Origin of the sequence: Staphylococcus debuckii (assembly GCF_003718735.1) — a bacterium.
Classification (GTDB): domain Bacteria; phylum Bacillota; class Bacilli; order Staphylococcales; family Staphylococcaceae; genus Staphylococcus; species Staphylococcus debuckii.
This window is the reverse complement of the sequence record NZ_CP033460.1, coordinates 19,617-41,720: the sequence shown is the minus strand read 5'-3', so window position 1 is coordinate 41,720 and position 22,104 is coordinate 19,617. Positions and strand designations below refer to the sequence as shown.

The window sequence follows — 22,104 nt, the reverse complement described above, 5'->3', positions numbered from 1 at the left end:
GGAGAGGTAACATGTCAGAAGAAATGAATGACCAAATGCAGGTCCGCCGTCAAAAATTACAAGAATTAATCGATTTAGGAATTGATCCTTTCGGTAAACGTTTTGAACGTACAGCAGATGCTGAAGAATTAAAAGAAAAATGGGATCAATTTTCTAAAGAAGAATTACATGAAAAAGAAGATGAGCCAGAAGCACACGTAGCGATTGCTGGACGTTTAATGACTAAACGCGGTAAAGGTAAAGCGGGCTTTGCGCATATTCAAGATTTATCAGGACAAATCCAAATTTATGTACGTAAAGACCAAGTTGGTGAAGATCAATTTGCAATTTGGAAAATGGCAGATTTAGGGGACATCGTAGGTATCAAAGGTGTAATGTTCAAAACTAACACAGGTGAACTCAGTGTTAAAGCTAAATCATTTACATTGTTATCAAAATCATTACGTCCATTACCAGACAAATTCCATGGTTTGCAAGATGTAGAACAACGCTATCGTCAACGTTATTTAGATTTAATTACAAACCAAGAAAGTACACAAACTTTCATTAACCGTAGTAAAATCATCCAAGAAATGCGTAATTATTTAAATGACAAAGGTTTCTTAGAAGTTGAAACACCGATGATGCATCAAATCGCTGGTGGTGCTGCAGCACGTCCTTTCGTTACACATCACAATGCTTTAGACGCAACATTATATATGCGTATTGCAATTGAGTTGCACTTAAAACGTCTTATTGTAGGCGGATTGGAAAAAGTATATGAAATTGGTCGTGTCTTCCGTAACGAAGGTGTATCAACAAGACATAACCCTGAGTTTACAATGATTGAGTTATACGAAGCCTACGCTGATTTCCATGACATTATGGATTTAACAGAAGGTACTATCCGACACATTTCTAAAAAAGTATTAGGTACAGCAGTTGTGCCTTATGGAGAATACGAAGTAGATTTAGATTCACCATGGAAACGTGTCCACATTGTAGATGCTGTAAAAGAAGCTACAGGTGTAAACTTCTTTGATGTAAAATCTGATGAAGAAGCACGTGAACTTGCGAAAGAACATAATATCGAAATAACAGATCATATGACTTATGGCCATATCTTGAATGAGTTCTTTGAACAAAAAGTTGAAGAAACGCTTATTCAACCAACATTTGTTTATGGTCATCCAATCGAAATTTCTCCATTAGCTAAGAAAAATCCAGAAGACCCTAGATTTACAGACCGTTTTGAATTGTTTATCGTAGGTCGTGAACATGCAAACGCATTTACAGAATTAAATGATCCTATCGATCAACGAGAAAGATTTGAAGCGCAACTAAAAGAGAAAGAGCAAGGCAACGATGAAGCGCACGAAATGGATGAAGACTATATTGAAGCATTAGAATACGGTATGCCTCCAACAGGCGGATTAGGAATTGGTATTGATAGACTTGTAATGTTATTAACTAATTCACCGTCTATCAGAGACGTGTTATTATTCCCATACATGCGTCAAAAATAATAAACTCTGATGCAAAGTGATCGTGGAGTTAGGCAGAATATTAATTTATCTTCCTACCTCCCTCTAAAAGCTGACCAGAATAGAATGAAGCTTAAAATAAGTACGCATTCTATTTAGATAGCTACTAGCAGTTCAAGAGAAAGAGACCGGAACATGACGTTGCTCCGGTCTCTTTTAATATTATAGGAAGGGTAATAAAGTAGTTTCAGCATCTCAAAGCGATGAGATTAAACGTATATTACAAAAGCTTAAAAGAATTTCAAAAAACTTAAGAAAAACCCTTGCATTAATTTTTAAAGCGTGTATAATTGTTAATTGTTCTGACAAACAACGCAACATTTTATGAGTGTTTTTGCATGAATATGAAGGATTCAAAAATATTTTAAAAAAGTGTTGACAAAGACTTTAAGATGTAGTAATATATAAGAGTCGTCAAAAAGAACGCGTTACACATTTGTAAATAAGATTTTAACTGAGTGTAAAATTGACTATTGCAAATGTTAAGAAAACCAGTTAATATAGTTTAAGTGGAAAACACGAAAAACTACATTAACAATACATTGTCTGGTGACAAAGGCAAAGAGGTCACACCTGTTCCCATGCCGAACACAGAAGTTAAGCTCTTTAGCGCCAATGGTAGTCGGACTTACGTTCCGCAAGAGTAGGACGTTGCCAGGCAATATAATTCGGAGAATTAGCTCAGCTGGGAGAGCATCTGCCTTACAAGCAGAGGGTCGGCGGTTCGAACCCGTCATTCTCCACCATTTAGTAGCCGGCCTAGCTCAACTGGTAGAGCAACTGACTTGTAATCAGTAGGTTGGGGGTTCAAGTCCTCTGGCCGGCACCATCTTAATCTTTTGAGCCATTAGCTCAGTTGGTAGAGCATCTGACTTTTAATCAGAGGGTCAGAGGTTCGAATCCTCTATGGCTCATCAGTTTTCCATTATACTTACAAAATAATGCAGAAGTAGTTCAGCGGTAGAATACAACCTTGCCAAGGTTGGGGTCGCGGGTTCGAATCCCGTCTTCTGCTCCATTATTTTGCCGGGGTGGCGGAACTGGCAGACGCACAGGACTTAAAATCCTGCGGTAAGTGATTACCGTACCGGTTCGATTCCGGTCCTCGGCACCATATAAATATTAGCGCCCGTAGCTCAACTGGATAGAGCGTTTGACTACGGATCAAGAGGTTATGGGTTCGACTCCTATCGGGCGCGCCATTTATAATTTTATTACCATTACATAATTGAATGACGGGAAGTAGCTCAGCTTGGTAGAGCACTTGGTTTGGGACCAAGGGGTCGCAGGTTCGAATCCTGTCTTCCCGACTCTTATTTGATTATTATATTGGGGGCTTAGCTCAGCTGGGAGAGCGCCTGCTTTGCACGCAGGAGGTCAGCGGTTCGATCCCGCTAGTCTCCACCATTTATATTAAAATGAACATTGAAAACTGAATGACAATATGTCAACGTTAATTCCAATTAATAAACGTCTTAGACGTTTTAAAACAAATTAGTTTTTTATGAGCTAGTCAAACAAATCATAAACTTTTATGGAGAGTTTGATCCTGGCTCAGGATGAACGCTGGCGGCGTGCCTAATACATGCAAGTCGAGCGAACAGATGAGGAGCTTGCTCCTCTGATGTTAGCGGCGGACGGGTGAGTAACACGTGGGTAACCTACCTATAAGACTGGAATAACTCCGGGAAACCGGGGCTAATGCCGGATAATATGCGGAACCGCATGGTTCCGCAATGAAAGACGGTTTTGCTGTCACTTATAGATGGACCCGCGCCGTATTAGCTAGTTGGTAAGGTAACGGCTTACCAAGGCAACGATACGTAGCCGACCTGAGAGGGTGATCGGCCACACTGGAACTGAGACACGGTCCAGACTCCTACGGGAGGCAGCAGTAGGGAATCTTCCGCAATGGGCGAAAGCCTGACGGAGCAATGCCGCGTGAGTGATGAAGGTCTTCGGATCGTAAAACTCTGTTATTAGGGAAGAACAAGTGCGTAGGTAACTATGCGCACCTTGACGGTACCTAATCAGAAAGCCACGGCTAACTACGTGCCAGCAGCCGCGGTAATACGTAGGTGGCAAGCGTTATCCGGAATTATTGGGCGTAAAGCGCGCGTAGGCGGTTTTTTAAGTCTGATGTGAAAGCCCACGGCTCAACCGTGGAGGGTCATTGGAAACTGGAAAACTTGAGTGCAGAAGAGGAAAGTGGAATTCCATGTGTAGCGGTGAAATGCGCAGAGATATGGAGGAACACCAGTGGCGAAGGCGACTTTCTGGTCTGCAACTGACGCTGATGTGCGAAAGCGTGGGGATCAAACAGGATTAGATACCCTGGTAGTCCACGCCGTAAACGATGAGTGCTAAGTGTTAGGGGGTTTCCGCCCCTTAGTGCTGCAGCTAACGCATTAAGCACTCCGCCTGGGGAGTACGGCCGCAAGGCTGAAACTCAAAGGAATTGACGGGGACCCGCACAAGCGGTGGAGCATGTGGTTTAATTCGAAGCAACGCGAAGAACCTTACCAAATCTTGACATCCTTTGACCGCTCTAGAGATAGAGTCTTCCCCTTCGGGGGACAAAGTGACAGGTGGTGCATGGTTGTCGTCAGCTCGTGTCGTGAGATGTTGGGTTAAGTCCCGCAACGAGCGCAACCCTTAAGCTTAGTTGCCAGCATTAAGTTGGGCACTCTAAGTTGACTGCCGGTGACAAACCGGAGGAAGGTGGGGATGACGTCAAATCATCATGCCCCTTATGATTTGGGCTACACACGTGCTACAATGGACAGTACAAAGGGCAGCGAAACCGCGAGGTCAAGCAAATCCCATAAAGCTGTTCTCAGTTCGGATTGTAGTCTGCAACTCGACTACATGAAGCTGGAATCGCTAGTAATCGTAGATCAGCATGCTACGGTGAATACGTTCCCGGGTCTTGTACACACCGCCCGTCACACCACGAGAGTTCGTAACACCCGAAGCCGGTGGAGTAACCTTTTAGGAGCTAGCCGTCGAAGGTGGGACGAATGATTGGGGTGAAGTCGTAACAAGGTAGCCGTATCGGAAGGTGCGGCTGGATCACCTCCTTTCTAAGGATATATACGGAACAGTTTCAATAGAAACTGACGGAATAACGTGACATATTGTATTCAGTTTTGAATGCTCATCCGAGTATTCATGATTGTACATTGAAAACTAGATAAGTAAGTAAAAATAGATTTTACCAAGCAAAACCGAGTGAATTAGAGTTTTAAAAGCTTTATTCATTTAAATGAATCGCTAGTAATCGATTTGCCTACGGCAAAGAAGATTACTCACATAATTAATAACGTGATTAAGTTATTAAGGGCGCACGGTGGATGCCTTGGCACTAGAAGCTGATGAAGGACGTTACTAACGACGATATGCTTTGGGTAGCTGTAAGTAAGCGTTGATCCAGAGATTTCCGAATGGGGGAACCCAACACAAGTTATGTTGTGTTATCGACATGTGAATACATAGCATGTCCGAAGGCAGACGCGGAGAACTGAAACATCTTAGTACCCGCAGGAAGAGAAAGAAAACTCGATTCCCTGAGTAGCGGCGAGCGAAACGGGAAGAGCCCAAACCAATGAGCTTGCTCATTGGGGTTGTAGGACACTCTACACGGAGTTACAAAAGAATTGATTAGACGAATCGCACTGGAAAGTCGAACCAGAGAAGGTAAGAGTCCTGTAGTCGAAAGTCAATTCTCTCCTGAGTGGATCCTGAGTACGACGGAGCACGTGAAATTCCGTCGGAATCCGGGAGGACCATCTCCCAAGGCTAAATACTCTCTAGTGACCGATAGTGAACCAGTACCGTGAGGGAAAGGTGAAAAGTACCCCGGAAGGGGAGTGAAAGAGAACTTGAAACCGTGTGCTTACAAGTAGTCAGAGCCCGTTAATGGGTGATGGCGTGCCTTTTGTAGAATGAACCGGCGAGTTACGATCTGATGCAAGGTTAAGCAGCGAATGCGGAGCCGCAGCGAAAGCGAGTCTGAACAGGGCGTTGAGTATTTGGTCGTAGACCCGAAACCAGGTGATCTACCCTTGGTCAGGTTGAAGTTCAGGTAACACTGAATGGAGGACCGAACCGACTTACGTTGAAAAGTGAGCGGATGAACTGAGGGTAGCGGAGAAATTCCAATCGAACCTGGAGATAGCTGGTTCTCTCCGAAATAGCTTTAGGGCTAGCCTCAAGTGATGATTGTTGGAGGTAGAGCACTGTTTGGACGAGGGGCCCCTCTCGGGTTACCGAATTCAGACAAACTCCGAATGCCAATCAATTTAACTTGGGAGTCAGAACGTGGGTGATAAGGTCCATGTTCGAAAGGGAAACAGCCCAGACCACCAGCTAAGGTCCCAAAATATATGTTAAGTGGCAAAGGATGTGGTATTGCCCAGACAACTAGGATGTTGGCTTAGAAGCAGCCATCATTTAAAGAGTGCGTAATAGCTCACTAGTCGAGTGACACTGCGCCGAAAATGTACCGGGGCTAAACATATTACCGAAGCTGTGGACTGTCCTTCGGACAGTGGTAGGAGAGCGTTCTAAGGGCGTCGAAGCATGATCGCAAGGACATGTGGAGCGCTTAGAAGTGAGAATGCCGGTGTGAGTAGCGAAAGATGGGTGAGAATCCCATCCACCGATTGACTAAGGTTTCCAGAGGAAGGCTCGTCCGCTCTGGGTTAGTCGGGTCCTAAGCCGAGGCCGACAGGCGTAGGCGATGGATAACAGGTTGATATTCCTGTACCGCCAATAATCGTTTTAAGCGATGGGGGGACACAGTAGGATAGGCGAAGCGTGCTGTTGGAGTGCACGTCCAAGCAGTAAGACTGAATGGTAGGCAAATCCGCCATTCATAAGGTCAAGCTGTGATGGGGAGAGGAAACATGTTTTCCTCGAGTCGTTGATTTCACACTGTCGAGAAAAGCCTCTAGCTAGAGATTTGGCGCCCGTACCGCAAACCGACACAGGTAGTCAAGATGAGAATTCTAAGGTGAGCGAGAGAACTCTCGTTAAGGAACTCGGCAAAATGACCCCGTAACTTCGGGAGAAGGGGTGCTCTTTAGGGTTCACGCTCTGAAGAGCCGCAGTGAATAGGCCCAAGCGACTGTTTATCAAAAACACAGGTCTCTGCTAAACCGTAAGGTGATGTATAGGGGCTGACGCCTGCCCGGTGCTGGAAGGTTAAGAGGAGTGGTTAGCTTCTGCGAAGCTACGAATCGAAGCCCCAGTAAACGGCGGCCGTAACTATAACGGTCCTAAGGTAGCGAAATTCCTTGTCGGGTAAGTTCCGACCCGCACGAAAGGCGTAACGATTTGGGCACTGTCTCAACGAGAGACTCGGTGAAATCATAGTACCTGTGAAGATGCAGGTTACCCGCGACAGGACGGAAAGACCCCGTGGAGCTTTACTGTAGCCTGATATTGAAATTCGGCACAGCTTGTACAGGATAGGTAGGAGCCTTGGAAACGTGAGCGCCAGCTTACGTGGAGGCGTTGGTGGGATACTACCCTAGCTGTGTTGGATTTCTAACCCGCGCCATTGATCATGGCGGGAGACAGTGTCAGGCGGGCAGTTTGACTGGGGCGGTCGCCTCCTAAAGTGTAACGGAGGCGCTCAAAGGTTCCCTCAGAATGGTTGGAAATCATTCATAGAGTGTAAAGGCATAAGGGAGCTTGACTGCGAGACCTACAAGTCGAGCAGGGTCGAAAGACGGACTTAGTGATCCGGTGGTTCCGCATGGAAGGGCCATCGCTCAACGGATAAAAGCTACCCCGGGGATAACAGGCTTATCTCCCCCAAGAGTTCACATCGACGGGGAGGTTTGGCACCTCGATGTCGGCTCATCGCATCCTGGGGCTGTAGTCGGTCCCAAGGGTTGGGCTGTTCGCCCATTAAAGCGGTACGCGAGCTGGGTTCAGAACGTCGTGAGACAGTTCGGTCCCTATCCGTCGTGGGCGCAGGAAATTTGAGAGGAGCTGTCCTTAGTACGAGAGGACCGGGATGGACATACCTCTGGTGTACCAGTTGTCGTGCCAACGGCATCGCTGGGTAGCTATGTATGGATGGGATAAGTGCTGAAAGCATCTAAGCATGAAGCCCCCCTCAAGATGAGATTTCCCAACTTCGGTTATAAGATCCCTCAAAGATGATGAGGTTAATAGGTTCGGGGTGGAAGCATAGCGATATGTGGAGCTGACGAATACTAATCGATCGAAGACTTAATCCAATTTCAAGTTTTGATTGGTCAAATTAATTTACTTACTATCTAGTTTTGAATGTATAAACATTCTATTGTCTGGTGACAATGGCAAAGAGGTCACACCTGTTCCCATGCCGAACACAGAAGTTAAGCTCTTTAGCGCCGATGGTAGTCGGACTTACGTTCCGCAAGAGTAGGACGTTGCCAGGCAATTTCACTTTTGACCGCTAGGTCATTTTTTTGTGAAAGAAAGCTGTTGAATTAAAAAAACTTTTAAGAAAGTGTTGACTTCTCTTAGAAAAGAGAGTATAATTAATTCTTGTCAGTGAAAAAATGAACATTGAAAACTGAATGACAATATGTCAACGTTAATTCCAATTAACAAACGTCTTAGACGTTTTAAAACAAATTAGTTTTTTATGAGCTAGTCAAACAAATCATAAACTTTTATGGAGAGTTTGATCCTGGCTCAGGATGAACGCTGGCGGCGTGCCTAATACATGCAAGTCGAGCGAACAGACGAGGAGCTTGCTCCTCTGATGTTAGCGGCGGACGGGTGAGTAACACGTGGGTAACCTACCTATAAGACTGGAATAACTCCGGGAAACCGGGGCTAATGCCGGATAATATGCGGAACCGCATGGTTCCGCAATGAAAGACGGTTTTGCTGTCACTTATAGATGGACCCGCGCCGTATTAGCTAGTTGGTAAGGTAACGGCTTACCAAGGCAACGATACGTAGCCGACCTGAGAGGGTGATCGGCCACACTGGAACTGAGACACGGTCCAGACTCCTACGGGAGGCAGCAGTAGGGAATCTTCCGCAATGGGCGAAAGCCTGACGGAGCAACGCCGCGTGAGTGATGAAGGTCTTCGGATCGTAAAACTCTGTTATTAGGGAAGAACAAGTGCGTAGGTAACTATGCGCACCTTGACGGTACCTAATCAGAAAGCCACGGCTAACTACGTGCCAGCAGCCGCGGTAATACGTAGGTGGCAAGCGTTATCCGGAATTATTGGGCGTAAAGCGCGCGTAGGCGGTTTTTTAAGTCTGATGTGAAAGCCCACGGCTCAACCGTGGAGGGTCATTGGAAACTGGAAAACTTGAGTGCAGAAGAGGAAAGTGGAATTCCATGTGTAGCGGTGAAATGCGCAGAGATATGGAGGAACACCAGTGGCGAAGGCGACTTTCTGGTCTGCAACTGACGCTGATGTGCGAAAGCGTGGGGATCAAACAGGATTAGATACCCTGGTAGTCCACGCCGTAAACGATGAGTGCTAAGTGTTAGGGGGTTTCCGCCCCTTAGTGCTGCAGCTAACGCATTAAGCACTCCGCCTGGGGAGTACGGCCGCAAGGCTGAAACTCAAAGGAATTGACGGGGACCCGCACAAGCGGTGGAGCATGTGGTTTAATTCGAAGCAACGCGAAGAACCTTACCAAATCTTGACATCCTTTGACCGCTCTAGAGATAGAGTCTTCCCCTTCGGGGGACAAAGTGACAGGTGGTGCATGGTTGTCGTCAGCTCGTGTCGTGAGATGTTGGGTTAAGTCCCGCAACGAGCGCAACCCTTAAGCTTAGTTGCCAGCATTAAGTTGGGCACTCTAAGTTGACTGCCGGTGACAAACCGGAGGAAGGTGGGGATGACGTCAAATCATCATGCCCCTTATGATTTGGGCTACACACGTGCTACAATGGACAGTACAAAGGGCAGCGAAACCGCGAGGTCAAGCAAATCCCATAAAGCTGTTCTCAGTTCGGATTGTAGTCTGCAACTCGACTACATGAAGCTGGAATCGCTAGTAATCGTAGATCAGCATGCTACGGTGAATACGTTCCCGGGTCTTGTACACACCGCCCGTCACACCACGAGAGTTTGTAACACCCGAAGCCGGTGGAGTAACCTTTTAGGAGCTAGCCGTCGAAGGTGGGACGAATGATTGGGGTGAAGTCGTAACAAGGTAGCCGTATCGGAAGGTGCGGCTGGATCACCTCCTTTCTAAGGATATATACGGAACAGTTTCAACAGAAACTGACGGAATAACGTGACATATTGTATTCAGTTTTGAATGTTTATTTAAAACATTCATCGTGGAATGGGCCTATAGCTCAGCTGGTTAGAGCGCACGCCTGATAAGCGTGAGGTCGGTGGTTCGAGTCCACTTAGGCCCACCATTAAAATTGTACATTGAAAACTAGATAAGTAAGTAAAAATAGATTTTACCAAGCAAAACCGAGTGAATTAGAGTTTTAAAAGCTTTATTCATTTAAATGAATCGCTAGTAATCGATTTGCCTACGGCAAAGAAGATTACTCACATAATTAATAACGTGATTAAGTTATTAAGGGCGCACGGTGGATGCCTTGGCACTAGAAGCTGATGAAGGACGTTACTAACGACGATATGCTTTGGGTAGCTGTAAGTAAGCGTTGATCCAGAGATTTCCGAATGGGGGAACCCAACACAAGTTATGTTGTGTTATCGACATGTGAATACATAGCATGTCCGAAGGCAGACGCGGAGAACTGAAACATCTTAGTACCCGCAGGAAGAGAAAGAAAACTCGATTCCCTGAGTAGCGGCGAGCGAAACGGGAAGAGCCCAAACCAATGAGCTTGCTCATTGGGGTTGTAGGACACTCTACACGGAGTTACAAAAGAATTGATTAGACGAATCGCACTGGAAAGTCGAACCAGAGAAGGTAAGAGTCCTGTAGTCGAAAGTCAATTCTCTCCTGAGTGGATCCTGAGTACGACGGAGCACGTGAAATTCCGTCGGAATCCGGGAGGACCATCTCCCAAGGCTAAATACTCTCTAGTGACCGATAGTGAACCAGTACCGTGAGGGAAAGGTGAAAAGTACCCCGGAAGGGGAGTGAAAGAGAACTTGAAACCGTGTGCTTACAAGTAGTCAGAGCCCGTTAATGGGTGATGGCGTGCCTTTTGTAGAATGAACCGGCGAGTTACGATCTGATGCAAGGTTAAGCAGCGAATGCGGAGCCGCAGCGAAAGCGAGTCTGAACAGGGCGTTGAGTATTTGGTCGTAGACCCGAAACCAGGTGATCTACCCTTGGTCAGGTTGAAGTTCAGGTAACACTGAATGGAGGACCGAACCGACTTACGTTGAAAAGTGAGCGGATGAACTGAGGGTAGCGGAGAAATTCCAATCGAACCTGGAGATAGCTGGTTCTCTCCGAAATAGCTTTAGGGCTAGCCTCAAGTGATGATTGTTGGAGGTAGAGCACTGTTTGGACGAGGGGCCCCTCTCGGGTTACCGAATTCAGACAAACTCCGAATGCCAATCAATTTAACTTGGGAGTCAGAACGTGGGTGATAAGGTCCATGTTCGAAAGGGAAACAGCCCAGACCACCAGCTAAGGTCCCAAAATATATGTTAAGTGGCAAAGGATGTGGTATTGCCCAGACAACTAGGATGTTGGCTTAGAAGCAGCCATCATTTAAAGAGTGCGTAATAGCTCACTAGTCGAGTGACACTGCGCCGAAAATGTACCGGGGCTAAACATATTACCGAAGCTGTGGACTGTCCTTCGGACAGTGGTAGGAGAGCGTTCTAAGGGCGTCGAAGCATGATCGCAAGGACATGTGGAGCGCTTAGAAGTGAGAATGCCGGTGTGAGTAGCGAAAGATGGGTGAGAATCCCATCCACCGATTGACTAAGGTTTCCAGAGGAAGGCTCGTCCGCTCTGGGTTAGTCGGGTCCTAAGCCGAGGCCGACAGGCGTAGGCGATGGATAACAGGTTGATATTCCTGTACCGCCAATAATCGTTTTAAGCGATGGGGGGACACAGTAGGATAGGCGAAGCGTGCTGTTGGAGTGCACGTCCAAGCAGTAAGACTGAATGGTAGGCAAATCCGCCATTCATAAGGTCAAGCTGTGATGGGGAGAGGAAACATGTTTTCCTCGAGTCGTTGATTTCACACTGTCGAGAAAAACCTCTAGCTAGAGATTTGGCGCCCGTACCGCAAACCGACACAGGTAGTCAAGATGAGAATTCTAAGGTGAGCGAGAGAACTCTCGTTAAGGAACTCGGCAAAATGACCCCGTAACTTCGGGAGAAGGGGTGCTCTTTAGGGTTCACGCTCTGAAGAGCCGCAGTGAATAGGCCCAAGCGACTGTTTATCAAAAACACAGGTCTCTGCTAAACCGTAAGGTGATGTATAGGGGCTGACGCCTGCCCGGTGCTGGAAGGTTAAGAGGAGTGGTTAGCTTCTGCGAAGCTACGAATCGAAGCCCCAGTAAACGGCGGCCGTAACTATAACGGTCCTAAGGTAGCGAAATTCCTTGTCGGGTAAGTTCCGACCCGCACGAAAGGCGTAACGATTTGGGCACTGTCTCAACGAGAGACTCGGTGAAATCATAGTACCTGTGAAGATGCAGGTTACCCGCGACAGGACGGAAAGACCCCGTGGAGCTTTACTGTAGCCTGATATTGAAATTCGGCACAGCTTGTACAGGATAGGTAGGAGCCTTGGAAACGTGAGCGCCAGCTTACGTGGAGGCGTTGGTGGGATACTACCCTAGCTGTGTTGGATTTCTAACCCGCGCCATTGATCATGGCGGGAGACAGTGTCAGGCGGGCAGTTTGACTGGGGCGGTCGCCTCCTAAAGTGTAACGGAGGCGCTCAAAGGTTCCCTCAGAATGGTTGGAAATCATTCATAGAGTGTAAAGGCATAAGGGAGCTTGACTGCGAGACCTACAAGTCGAGCAGGGTCGAAAGACGGACTTAGTGATCCGGTGGTTCCGCATGGAAGGGCCATCGCTCAACGGATAAAAGCTACCCCGGGGATAACAGGCTTATCTCCCCCAAGAGTTCACATCGACGGGGAGGTTTGGCACCTCGATGTCGGCTCATCGCATCCTGGGGCTGTAGTCGGTCCCAAGGGTTGGGCTGTTCGCCCATTAAAGCGGTACGCGAGCTGGGTTCAGAACGTCGTGAGACAGTTCGGTCCCTATCCGTCGTGGGCGCAGGAAATTTGTGAGGAGCTGTCCTTAGTACGAGAGGACCGGGATGGACATACCTCTGGTGTACCAGTTGTCGTGCCAACGGCATCGCTGGGTAGCTATGTATGGACGGGATAAGTGCTGAAAGCATCTAAGCATGAAGCCCCCCTCAAGATGAGATTTCCCAACTTCGGTTATAAGATCCCTCAAAGATGATGAGGTTAATAGGTTCGGGGTGGAAGCATAGCGATATGTGGAGCTGACGAATACTAATCGATCGAAGACTTAATCCAATTTCAAGTTTTGATTGGTCAAATTAATTTACTTACTATCTAGTTTTGAATGTATAAACATTCTATTGTCTGGTGACAATGGCAAAGAGGTCACACCTGTTCCCATGCCGAACACAGAAGTTAAGCTCTTTAGCGCCGATGGTAGTCGGACTTACGTTCCGCAAGAGTAGGACGTTGCCAGGCAATCCGAGACCCGTAAGGGTCTTTTTTTATATGAAAATATAGACATGCTTGATAATCATATAATTTGTGATTATTTATGAAACGGTCGGTATTTTTAAATCCGTAGTTTTCACAGTGTTAGTGTTCAGGAACGGACTTCAATTTTCCAAAGTAGAATAGAAACGTTCTTCCCTTAGGCTCTTTTTCTCCAATATTAGTGCTGAGTTCTATATCTTGTCTTTAATTTCCAGTATAGTTGATATAAAATGATTCATAAGCGCAACTTATCTCCTTTAATTTTGGTGTGGTTACTTTAAATTATAGAGATAATTGCGCTATTTTTATATCAAAAAATCGGACGAGTGATTTTCTCACCAGTCCGATTTAGTATAGAATCAATTTATTATGATAGTCTTATGAGATTCCTCACTAGGCTGCTTTTTAATTTTAAAGTGATCAGTATTATTAATATAAAAAACTCCTATAAAATTTCCACTTTTCAGTGTCTGATTTCATAGGAAGTTAATTAGATCTTTCATTAATGAAATGCAGTTTTATTTTGCTTTTCTACATAGATGGAAATGAGTAGAAATACGAGGCCGATTAATGTGAGTAACGGGGCTACTAAGCTTAAAGAGGCTAATGGCAAGTTTGTTACTACTAATCCGCCAACAAATGCGCCTAAAGCATTTCCTAAGTTAAATGCTGATTGATTCAAGGTACTCGCTAATGTAGGAGCATCCTGAGAAATCAAGGTACTTTTAAATTGAAGTGAAGGACTCATACTGAAGCCGATAACTCCAAATAAGAAAATACCTACTACCATGAGTATTCCATTCATTTGTATGAAATACAATAATACAAAGTAAATGATAAAAGTAGAAAAAATAATTTTGAGTGCTTTGTTTAGATTCCAATCAGCTAATTTACCGCCGATTACATTACCTAATGTGACACCTATTCCAAAGATGATAAGCATATAAGAAATTAAATTTTCTTTGATATGAGAAACATCTACTAGGATAGAAGAAATATAAGTAAAATAAGCAAATACACTGCTGAATCCAAATAGTGTTATAGCTAAAGTCAGCCATAATTGTTTTTCTTTCAAGATTTTCAGTTCGTTCATTACAGAAGATTTCTGTGTTTCCTTATGATTAGGTACAAAGATAATGATTCCGATTAATGCCAGTCCGCCTATGATAGCAATGATGACGAATGTCATAGCCCAACCGAAGTTTTGACCGATCAATGTACCAAAAGGAACGCCTAGTATATTACTGAGAGAAAGTCCCATAAACATTAATGCCATAGCACTTGCTCTATAAGCAGGCTGAACCATACTAGCAGCCAAAATTGAGCCAATTCCAAAGAATGAACCATGTGCCAGAGAGGTGATGATTCTGCTGGTCATCATAAAGCTGTAAGTTGGACTTAATGATGCGGCAATATTACCTATCATAAAGATAATCATGAGCAAGATTAACAGATACTTTCTGTTCAATTTAATAGTAAGCATGACCAAAATAGGTCCGCCTATTGCTACACCTAATGCATAACCCGTGATTAATTGTCCTGCTTGGCTGACAGAGACATGAAAATCTCGAGCGATATTAGGAAGTAATCCCATGATTACAAATTCTGTCATGCCGATCGCAAATGCACCGATTGCTAACATCCATATTGCGATAGGGTATTTCTTCATACTAACACCTCCAAATTTTGCAAACATGAGAAAAATTATATTAAAAATTAAAACTTGCGTCAATGGTTTATTTTTAAACTATTAACAATAGAACTTCCTAACTTATATATATTCTACAATGAATCATTTCACGTTAAGCGACATGACGTATTGATTCCCGGCACTACCTCCGATAACTTTTCCTGTATCTACAAAGCCACATTTTTCGTATATATATTTTGCTTTAGGATTTCTGAAATTTACAGATAGTACAATTTCATTGATAGCATCTGAATAGTGAGCCTGAATATAGTGAGGTAATTCGGCCAAAGTCTGTTGTGCTATTTTCTGCCCTTGCATGTTTTCAGTTACGGAAAAAGACTTTAAGAGAACGGAATGGGGGTTATGTGTAAGTCCGTAACGTTCATCATTAAAATTTAATCTAAAAAATCCAGCAAGTGTATGATCTGAAAAAACGAGTACAGCTTCTTCCTTATCTGCTAAATCCTTTATAGCCTTTAAAGGAGTCAGTGCAAAGTCGCTTTCTTCATCTGCAATCGAATAGTGATTAAGCTGTGAATCATAGCTGGATTGGTAAGGTATAAGTGTAATCATTAGCGAATTCCCTCCTAAATCGTCAGTGTTTTAAGTAATGCTTCTGTATGAGCTTTTAATTCTTCATCTTTAATACCGCCAAAGCCAATAATAAATTTAGGAATATATTTATTTCGACTATTTTTTTTCATATAGCGATTCAAAGGTGTTAATTTCACATGATTTTTTTGCGCTCTGTTTAAAATATCCTTTAAAGATAATCCATTTTGTACGGTGAGTGTAAAATGCATGCCTGTAGTTGCACCTTCAATATGCAGTTGGTCTTTGTAAGGGGCTAAAGCATCTAAAATATATGTCAGCTTATAGCGATAGACTTTACGCATTTTATTCAAATGTCTTTCGAAAGAACCTTTTTCCATAAATTCTGCTATCATGTATTGCATCGGCGCTGGGACAGTCGTACCTTCTTTGTCGGGTAAGTGATGATAGCGTTCCATTAAATCTTCTGGCAACACCATAAATGCGATACGGCAACTTGGGAAAAGTGATTTTGAAAAGGTACTTATATAAATAACCTTTCCTGTGGTATCCAAACTTTGCAAGGCAGGAATCGGCTTGCTGAAATAACGAAACTCAGAATCATAGTCGTCTTCAATAATATAGCGTTCCGGATGCTGCTGGGCCCAGTTGATTAACTGCGTACGTACCTTCAAATTCATAACATAGCCTGTTGGGAATTGATGAGAAGGCGTAACATAAACCACTTCACGCTTAGAATTTTGGATTTCTTTCATATCAATACCGCTTTTTTTAACGGGGACTCTTTTATAATTTAATCCCTTCTTATCTAATACCTGCTTGATTGGCGGATAGCTTGGATATTCAATAATATAAGAACGGTCTGTTAAAATATCAGTGACTTGATTGATTAATTGTTCTGTTGAAGAACCAATAATAATTTGATCTGGATGGCAACTGACGCCTCTGCTATTGAAAAGGTAATGCGCTATGGCTTGGCGCAATTTGTATTCGCCTTGTTGCATGCCTGGCTGTAAGATGTCGGCCATTGATTGATCGAAGACATCTCTGGCATATTTGCGAAATTGCTGCCACGGAAAGTGTTCGGTATCAATACGGGCAAGATCAAATTGATAGCGGGTCTGCTGCTCTTCAAGGATTTCTTTTTCCTGGAAGGAAGCTGCAGTTTCTTTGGTCACTATTGGAAGGGACTCGATATCGGAAACGTAGTAGCCTGAGCGGGGTTTGGAGTAGATATAGCCTTCATCTAGTAAGTACTGGTACGCGTGCTCGATTGTGGTGTTGCTGAGTGAATGGTGTTCGGCTAGACGGCGTTTGGATGGAAAGCGGTCGCCGGATTGATATTGGCCTTCGATAATTTGTTCTTTCAAGGTTTGGTAAAGCTGCATATAAAGTGGTTGAGACATAGAAACTGGCCTCCTAATTTTTATTGAAATTGACTCTTTAACACTATCAGTTTATCCTTTAAACTGGATTTAATCAATTAGAAAAGGGGTATTTAGTATGTCTAAACAAGTAGGTTCAGATCGAGTTAAACGTGGAATGGCTGAGATGCAAAAGGGCGGCGTTATTATGGACGTTGTCAATGCAGAACAAGCTAAAATTGCAGAAGAAGCGGGAGCTGTAGCGGTTATGGCTTTAGAACGTGTGCCTTCTGACATCAGAGCAGCTGGTGGGGTGGCACGTGCTTGTAATCCTAAGATTGTTCAAGAAGTAATGGACGCGGTTTCAATTCCGGTTATGGCAAAATGCCGTATTGGCCATATTACTGAAGCGCGTGTGCTTGAAGCGATGGGCGTTGACTATATTGATGAATCTGAAGTATTAACTCCAGCAGATGAAGAGTATCATTTATTGAAAAGCGATTATACTGTACCATTCGTATGCGGATGCCGTAATTTAGGCGAAGCTGCACGTCGTATTGGCGAAGGTGCTGCGATGTTGCGTACAAAAGGGGAACCTGGAACAGGTAATATCGTAGAGGCAGTGCGTCATATGCGTCAAGTGAATTCTGAAGTGGCGAAATTAACTGTAATGCCGGATGATGAAATCATGACGTTTGCGAAAGAAATCGGTGCGCCATTTGAAGTATTGAAATCTATTAAAGATAACGGCCGTTTACCTGTTGTTAACTTTGCAGCTGGCGGTGTAGCTACACCTCAAGATGCTGCTTTAATGATGCAACTAGGCGCAGACGGTGTATTCGTAGGTTCAGGTATCTTTAAATCTGATGATCCTGAAAAATTTGCGAAAGCGATTGTTCAAGCAACAACACATTACACTGATTACGAATTAATCGGTAAACTTGCTCAAGAATTAGGCGAAGCAATGAGAGGCTTAGATGTTAATCAATTGTCATTAGAAGAACGTATGCAAGAGCGTGGCTGGTAAGATGAAAATCGGTGTACTCGCTTTGCAAGGCGCAGTGAGAGAACATTTGCGTCATATTGAATTGAGCGGACATGAAGGTGTCAGTGTAAAACGTGTTGAACAATTAGAGGAAATTGACGGCTTGATTCTGCCTGGTGGTGAATCAACGACATTACGTCGTTTGATGAACTTATACGGTTTTAAAGAAGCATTGGTAAATTCGGATTTGCCGATGTTCGGAACATGCGCAGGTTTAATCGTCTTAGCCCAAGATATCGTAGGTGAAGAAGGCTATTTACAAAAACTAGATATTACGGTGGAACGTAATTCGTTTGGCCGTCAAGTTGACAGTTTTGAAGCGGAATTAGACATTAATGGTATTGCGGATGATATAGAAGCTGTCTTTATCAGAGCGCCGCATATTGAAAAAGTAAACAGTGACAACGTGGAAATTTTAAGTACGGTAGATGATAAAATTGTAGCAGTGAGAGAAGGTAACTATTTAGGTGTTTCATTCCATCCTGAATTAACAGATGATTACCGTGTGACGCAATATTTCATTGATCATATTGTTGCAGAATATAAACATGGGAGCGGGACAGAAATAATTTGTGATTAAAATTATTTCGTCTTCCCGCCCCGGCAAGGCTAACTAGAATAGAAAGGAGCTTGGAACAAGCGCATTTTCTATTCAGATAGCTACTGCCAGTTCAGAGAGATGGGTTGAGATATTATTACGTCCCATTCTCATTATTAAAGCGAGGACTCTTTTTATAGAGTGCTCGCTTTTTTAAACTTTTCTAGAAAAATCAAACCAACATCGTCAGGCTCTTTAATACCATTCTTATAGTCATAGCCGCGTTTACGATAGAAATTAACACCGGTGATAGAAGCGGGAATTTCTAAACGCTCAGCACGATGGTAATAGTAATCATCTTCTAATGTATCCATAATTAATGTACCGATACCATGTTTTTGATAATCTGGTGAGACGAAGATGGAGAAAAAACACAATTCAGTTTTGCTGCCGTAATAAGGACCGATTGCTCCTGTCGCAATCAGTTCATTATTGAATTTGAAAACATAGAAATTAACATTTTCAGCTTTGTATTGAATACTTTCAGGTGTAATATCTTTAACGTAACTTTCGATATCTTCTGCAGGTTCATCTTGGATGTTAGTCGTTCTAAGGGTATGAATAATAAGCTCTACGACAGTTTGTGTATCTGATTCTTGAAACTTATCGATTTGAATCTGATTTAAATCCATTCAATCACCTCATTTTTAATTTAAAACGTATGTATACATTCAAATTCTTCACAGACCATTATTTCTTTTTCAGAAAAAGACTGTTTGATTGAGCTGAATTCTTTTTCGAAAAAGTCCGTATGAACAGTTCCCCAATAACTTAATGTGCGGTCTCCTTCGCCTTCCTTGTAGGCATGCATTTCTGATACTTCAGAGAAGGGAACTTGATATACTTTGGTGTTTTTAATAATACAGATAGGATTGTCTTGTGCATCTAGAACCATGCTCAAATCGCCAACTTTTGGCAACGGTTCTTGTTCTGCTGAATAAAAAGCTAAACCACTTGTTGTAGCAGTTTTAATACCTCGTTTAACTAAATCTGCAAGATTACTTGGATCCACTCCAAATTGCCATGCTGTATAAGATACATTTTGATACTCAGGTTGGCATGATACAAATGTTTTCCAGTATTCTTCAATAGTCATTTGGTTGTTCCTTTCTCTGTTATGTTAGTGAGATTTTACATTAAAAAGTGGTGGAAAGCAATTTAATATAGGTGCCGTTGTTATACAAGCTCTTTTTTTGCAACAAATAATAAAAAAGATGACTCCCTTAATTAGGAAGCCATCTTATGAGCTGCTTAATCTTACATGAAGAATCCTGCGATTGCTGCAGAAATGAATGACACTAATGTTGCACCGAATAATAATTTAAGTCCGAAACGTGCAACCACGTCACCTTTTTCATTATTTAATGATTTGATTGCACCTGAGATAATACCGATGGAACTGAAGTTCGCAAATGATACTAAGAATACGGAAGTAATACCGATTGCGCGGTCCGATAAGCCGTGCATTTTTCCTAGACCTTGCATAGCAACGAATTCGTTGGAAAGTAACTTAGTTGCCATCAATGAACCAGATTTTACTGCTTCATGCCAAGGTACACCTGTTAAGAATGCAAATGGTGCGAAGACAAATCCAATTAATGTTTGGAAATCCCATTTAATATGTCCGCCTGAAACCATCGTGAAGATTCCGCTGACGATACCATTTAACAATGCAATGATTGCGATATAACCGATTAACATCGCCCCTACGATGACCGCAACTTTAAATCCATCTAAGATATATTCTCCCAACATTTCAAAGAAGGATTGTTTGTTTTCAGTTTCTTCTACTAATAACTTGTCATCTTTTTCATCCACTGTATAAGGATTGATGATAGAAGCGATAATAAAACCGCCAAATAAGTTTAATACGATAGCTGTTACGACATATTTAGGTTCGAGCAATGTAAAGTAAGCGCCGACAATTGAAGCGGACACTGTGGACATTGCTGAAGCTGTGAGTGTGTATAAACGTTGCTTAGGTATGTAAGGAAGTTGTTTTTTTAATGAGATAAACACTTCGGATTGTCCTAAAATAGCCGCAGCAACTGCGTTATATGATTCTAAACGTCCCATACCGTTGATTTTGGAAATTAAAAATCCTAAGACATTAATTACCAACGGCAAGATTTTAGTATATTGTAAAATCCCGATAATAGCTGAGATAAAAACAATCGGTAATAATACGCTGAAGAAGAATGGCGGATTTTTAGGATCCACGTATTTAAATCCTCCGAATACGAAGTTTACTCCATCAGCTGCTTTAGCCAACAGGTAAGAGAAGCCGTTTGCAATGCCGCCAATAACCGTGATTCCTATATTAGTTTTTAATAGTAGGAAGGCGAAGACGAATTGGATAACAAGCAGAATGCCGACATATTTCCATTTGACATTTTTCTTATCTGAGCTAAAAACAAATGCAAGTGCTAAAAAGAAAATAATCCCTATTAAAGCAATAATGATATGCATGTTTTTCTTCATCCTTTATTTTTTTATTTTCATACCATATCATACATTAAAATGGTAGTAAGTTACATCCCAATTTTTCACGAAAACCAAATTTTTTAGAAACATATTGGTTGAAAAAGGTCAAAGTTGGTCATATAATATAGTCAAAGAAGGTCAAAAAAGGGGTGATATCCATGCATAATATGTCCGACATCATAGAACAATACATTAAACATTTATTTGAGGAATCAAATAAGGATGTTGTTGAGATTCAAAGAGCCAATATTGCGCAACGCTTTGACTGTGTACCTTCTCAACTTAATTATGTGATTAAGACAAGATTCACCAATGAACACGGTTATGAAATAGAAAGTAAACGTGGCGGCGGCGGTTATATAAGAATCACCAAAGTTGAAACGAAAGATACAAAAGGTTATATTGACCATCTCTTACAAATTATCGGAGATTCTATTTCTCAGCAACAAGCGCACTATGTGATTGAAGGCTTGCTTGAAAATCAATATATTACTATTCGTGAAGCGAAAATGATTCTAGCAGTGGTCGATCGCGACACGCTAAGAATGGATGTAGCGGCAAGAGATATTGTACGAGCAAATATATTGAAACAGCTCTTGCCAGTCATTAATTATTATTAATAGACAAGGAGGTTGCACATGTCTGACGATAAAATAGAAGCAATAGATTCTGAAAAGCATGATGGAATGCTGAAAGAAGCATATCCTGAACATGTTGAACCTATCAAAGCAGAAAATTACGATGAAGAACCTTCATTTGAGAATCATCAAGAAGATATGGAAGGTTCATTTGTAATCAAACAAATCTTGCAGCACTTAGCGACAAAGCATGGTATTCATTTAGAAGAATTCAATGTTAAAGAAGAAAAGCGCTGCCCAAACTGCCATATGACAATTAAAGATATTGCCTATAAAGGGAAATTCGGATGTGCGCAATGCTACACGACTTTCAAAGAGGATATTGTGGATATTGTAAGACGTGTGCAAGGTGGACAATTTGAACATGTCGGTAAAACACCTGTTTCCTCAACGCATAAAATAGCACTTAAGAAATTAATCGAATCTAAAAATAAATATTTACAGCAATTAGTAGATAAGCAATTGTTTGAAGAAGCGGCTGTAGTACGCGATGAAATTAAAGCACTTCAAGCAGAAAGCGAGGGATAGCTGC

The 22,104-nt window shown here is 42.8% G+C and carries 10 protein-coding genes, 9 tRNA genes, 7 rRNA genes and 1 pseudogene; 21 read left to right on the top strand and 6 right to left on the bottom strand.

The window, feature by feature from the left end; all coding sequences use genetic code 11:
* Positions 1-11 precede the first annotated feature (11 nt).
* The 17 genes from lysS (at position 12) to rrf (CNQ82_RS00160) (ending at position 13,186) form a co-directional block, all read left to right on the top strand.
* On the top strand, positions 12-1,505 hold the full coding sequence (gene lysS / locus CNQ82_RS00240) for a lysine--tRNA ligase (RefSeq protein WP_123143553.1): 1,494 nt from the start codon (positions 12-14) through the stop codon (positions 1,503-1,505).
* Between the two features lie 563 nt (positions 1,506-2,068).
* Positions 2,069-2,183, top strand: a 5S ribosomal RNA gene (rrf, locus tag CNQ82_RS00235).
* A gap of 10 nt (positions 2,184-2,193) precedes the next feature.
* Positions 2,194-2,269 (top strand) — tRNA-Val (locus CNQ82_RS00230).
* A gap of 7 nt (positions 2,270-2,276) precedes the next feature.
* Positions 2,277-2,352, top strand: a tRNA-Thr gene (locus CNQ82_RS00225).
* 12 nt (positions 2,353-2,364) lie between these two features.
* Positions 2,365-2,437: transfer RNA gene (locus CNQ82_RS00220), tRNA-Lys, on the top strand.
* Positions 2,438-2,466: 29 nt separating this feature from the next.
* Positions 2,467-2,541 (top strand) — tRNA-Gly (locus CNQ82_RS00215).
* A 7-nt stretch (positions 2,542-2,548) separates the two neighbouring features.
* Positions 2,549-2,637, top strand: a tRNA-Leu gene (locus CNQ82_RS00210).
* An 11-nt stretch (positions 2,638-2,648) separates the two neighbouring features.
* Positions 2,649-2,725, top strand: a tRNA-Arg gene (locus CNQ82_RS00205).
* 34 nt (positions 2,726-2,759) lie between these two features.
* Positions 2,760-2,833 (top strand) — tRNA-Pro (locus tag CNQ82_RS00200).
* A gap of 21 nt (positions 2,834-2,854) precedes the next feature.
* Positions 2,855-2,930, top strand: a tRNA-Ala gene (locus CNQ82_RS00195).
* A 124-nt stretch (positions 2,931-3,054) separates the two neighbouring features.
* Positions 3,055-4,606, top strand: a 16S ribosomal RNA gene (locus tag CNQ82_RS00190).
* Between the two features lie 243 nt (positions 4,607-4,849).
* Positions 4,850-7,774 (top strand): 23S ribosomal RNA (locus CNQ82_RS00185).
* A 68-nt stretch (positions 7,775-7,842) separates the two neighbouring features.
* Positions 7,843-7,957: ribosomal RNA gene (gene rrf, locus CNQ82_RS00180) — 5S ribosomal RNA — on the top strand.
* Positions 7,958-8,193: 236 nt separating this feature from the next.
* A 16S ribosomal RNA gene (locus tag CNQ82_RS00175) occupies positions 8,194-9,745 on the top strand.
* Positions 9,746-9,844: 99 nt separating this feature from the next.
* Positions 9,845-9,921 (top strand) — tRNA-Ile (locus tag CNQ82_RS00170).
* Positions 9,922-10,078: 157 nt separating this feature from the next.
* A 23S ribosomal RNA gene (locus CNQ82_RS00165) occupies positions 10,079-13,003 on the top strand.
* A 68-nt stretch (positions 13,004-13,071) separates the two neighbouring features.
* Positions 13,072-13,186: ribosomal RNA gene (gene rrf / locus CNQ82_RS00160) — 5S ribosomal RNA — on the top strand.
* Together the 16S, 23S and 5S rRNA genes with 9 tRNA genes alongside form the textbook arrangement of a ribosomal RNA operon.
* A gap of 517 nt (positions 13,187-13,703) precedes the next feature.
* Here the strand turns inward: rrf (CNQ82_RS00160) and CNQ82_RS00155 are convergent.
* The 3 genes from CNQ82_RS00155 to pdxR all read right to left on the bottom strand — a co-directional run bounded on the left by CNQ82_RS00155 (position 13,704) and on the right by pdxR (position 16,849).
* Positions 13,704-14,870 (bottom strand): MFS transporter, encoded by a 1,167-nt coding sequence (locus tag CNQ82_RS00155; RefSeq protein ID WP_123143552.1) that lies wholly within the window; start codon positions 14,868-14,870, stop codon positions 13,704-13,706.
* A gap of 123 nt (positions 14,871-14,993) precedes the next feature.
* Positions 14,994-15,464 carry a GNAT family N-acetyltransferase gene (locus tag CNQ82_RS00150; RefSeq protein WP_123143551.1) on the bottom strand — a complete coding sequence of 157 codons (471 nt, stop codon included), beginning with the start codon at positions 15,462-15,464 and terminating at the stop codon, positions 14,994-14,996.
* 14 nt (positions 15,465-15,478) lie between these two features.
* Positions 15,479-16,849, bottom strand: a complete 1,371-nt coding sequence (pdxR, locus tag CNQ82_RS00145; protein ID WP_123143550.1) for a MocR-like pyridoxine biosynthesis transcription factor PdxR — start codon at positions 16,847-16,849, stop codon at positions 15,479-15,481.
* Between the two features lie 97 nt (positions 16,850-16,946).
* Here pdxR and pdxS point away from each other — a divergent pair, with 97 nt between their 5' ends.
* Together pdxS and pdxT are read left to right on the top strand one after the other, a co-directional pair.
* Complete coding sequence (pdxS, locus tag CNQ82_RS00140) at positions 16,947-17,834, top strand: pyridoxal 5'-phosphate synthase lyase subunit PdxS (protein WP_123143549.1); 888 nt, start codon at positions 16,947-16,949, stop codon at positions 17,832-17,834.
* Between the two features lies 1 nt (position 17,835).
* Positions 17,836-18,432: a pyridoxal 5'-phosphate synthase glutaminase subunit PdxT gene (pdxT, locus tag CNQ82_RS00135; RefSeq protein ID WP_123143548.1), complete on the top strand. Its 597-nt coding sequence runs from the start codon at positions 17,836-17,838 to the stop codon at positions 18,430-18,432.
* Between the two features lie 152 nt (positions 18,433-18,584).
* On the opposite strand, the gene CNQ82_RS00130 is transcribed toward pdxT, so the two are convergent.
* From CNQ82_RS00130 to CNQ82_RS00120, 3 genes are all read right to left on the bottom strand, one after another.
* Positions 18,585-19,082, bottom strand: coding sequence for a GNAT family N-acetyltransferase (locus CNQ82_RS00130; RefSeq protein ID WP_123143547.1), 498 nt, complete (start codon positions 19,080-19,082; stop codon positions 18,585-18,587).
* A gap of 20 nt (positions 19,083-19,102) precedes the next feature.
* Positions 19,103-19,546 (bottom strand): ASCH domain-containing protein, encoded by a 444-nt coding sequence (locus tag CNQ82_RS00125; protein WP_123143546.1) that lies wholly within the window; start codon positions 19,544-19,546, stop codon positions 19,103-19,105.
* A 161-nt stretch (positions 19,547-19,707) separates the two neighbouring features.
* Positions 19,708-20,919: a NupC/NupG family nucleoside CNT transporter gene (locus tag CNQ82_RS00120; RefSeq protein WP_095106903.1), complete on the bottom strand. Its 1,212-nt coding sequence runs from the start codon at positions 20,917-20,919 to the stop codon at positions 19,708-19,710.
* A 173-nt stretch (positions 20,920-21,092) separates the two neighbouring features.
* Between CNQ82_RS00120 and CNQ82_RS00115 the strand changes: the two genes are divergently transcribed.
* Positions 21,093-21,554 (top strand): CtsR family transcriptional regulator, encoded by a 462-nt coding sequence (locus tag CNQ82_RS00115; protein WP_095106901.1) that lies wholly within the window; start codon positions 21,093-21,095, stop codon positions 21,552-21,554.
* Between the two features lie 159 nt (positions 21,555-21,713).
* A pseudogene (locus CNQ82_RS00110) lies at positions 21,714-22,100 on the top strand (UvrB/UvrC motif-containing protein); the annotation flags it as partial.
* Positions 22,101-22,104: the final 4 nt, after the last annotated feature.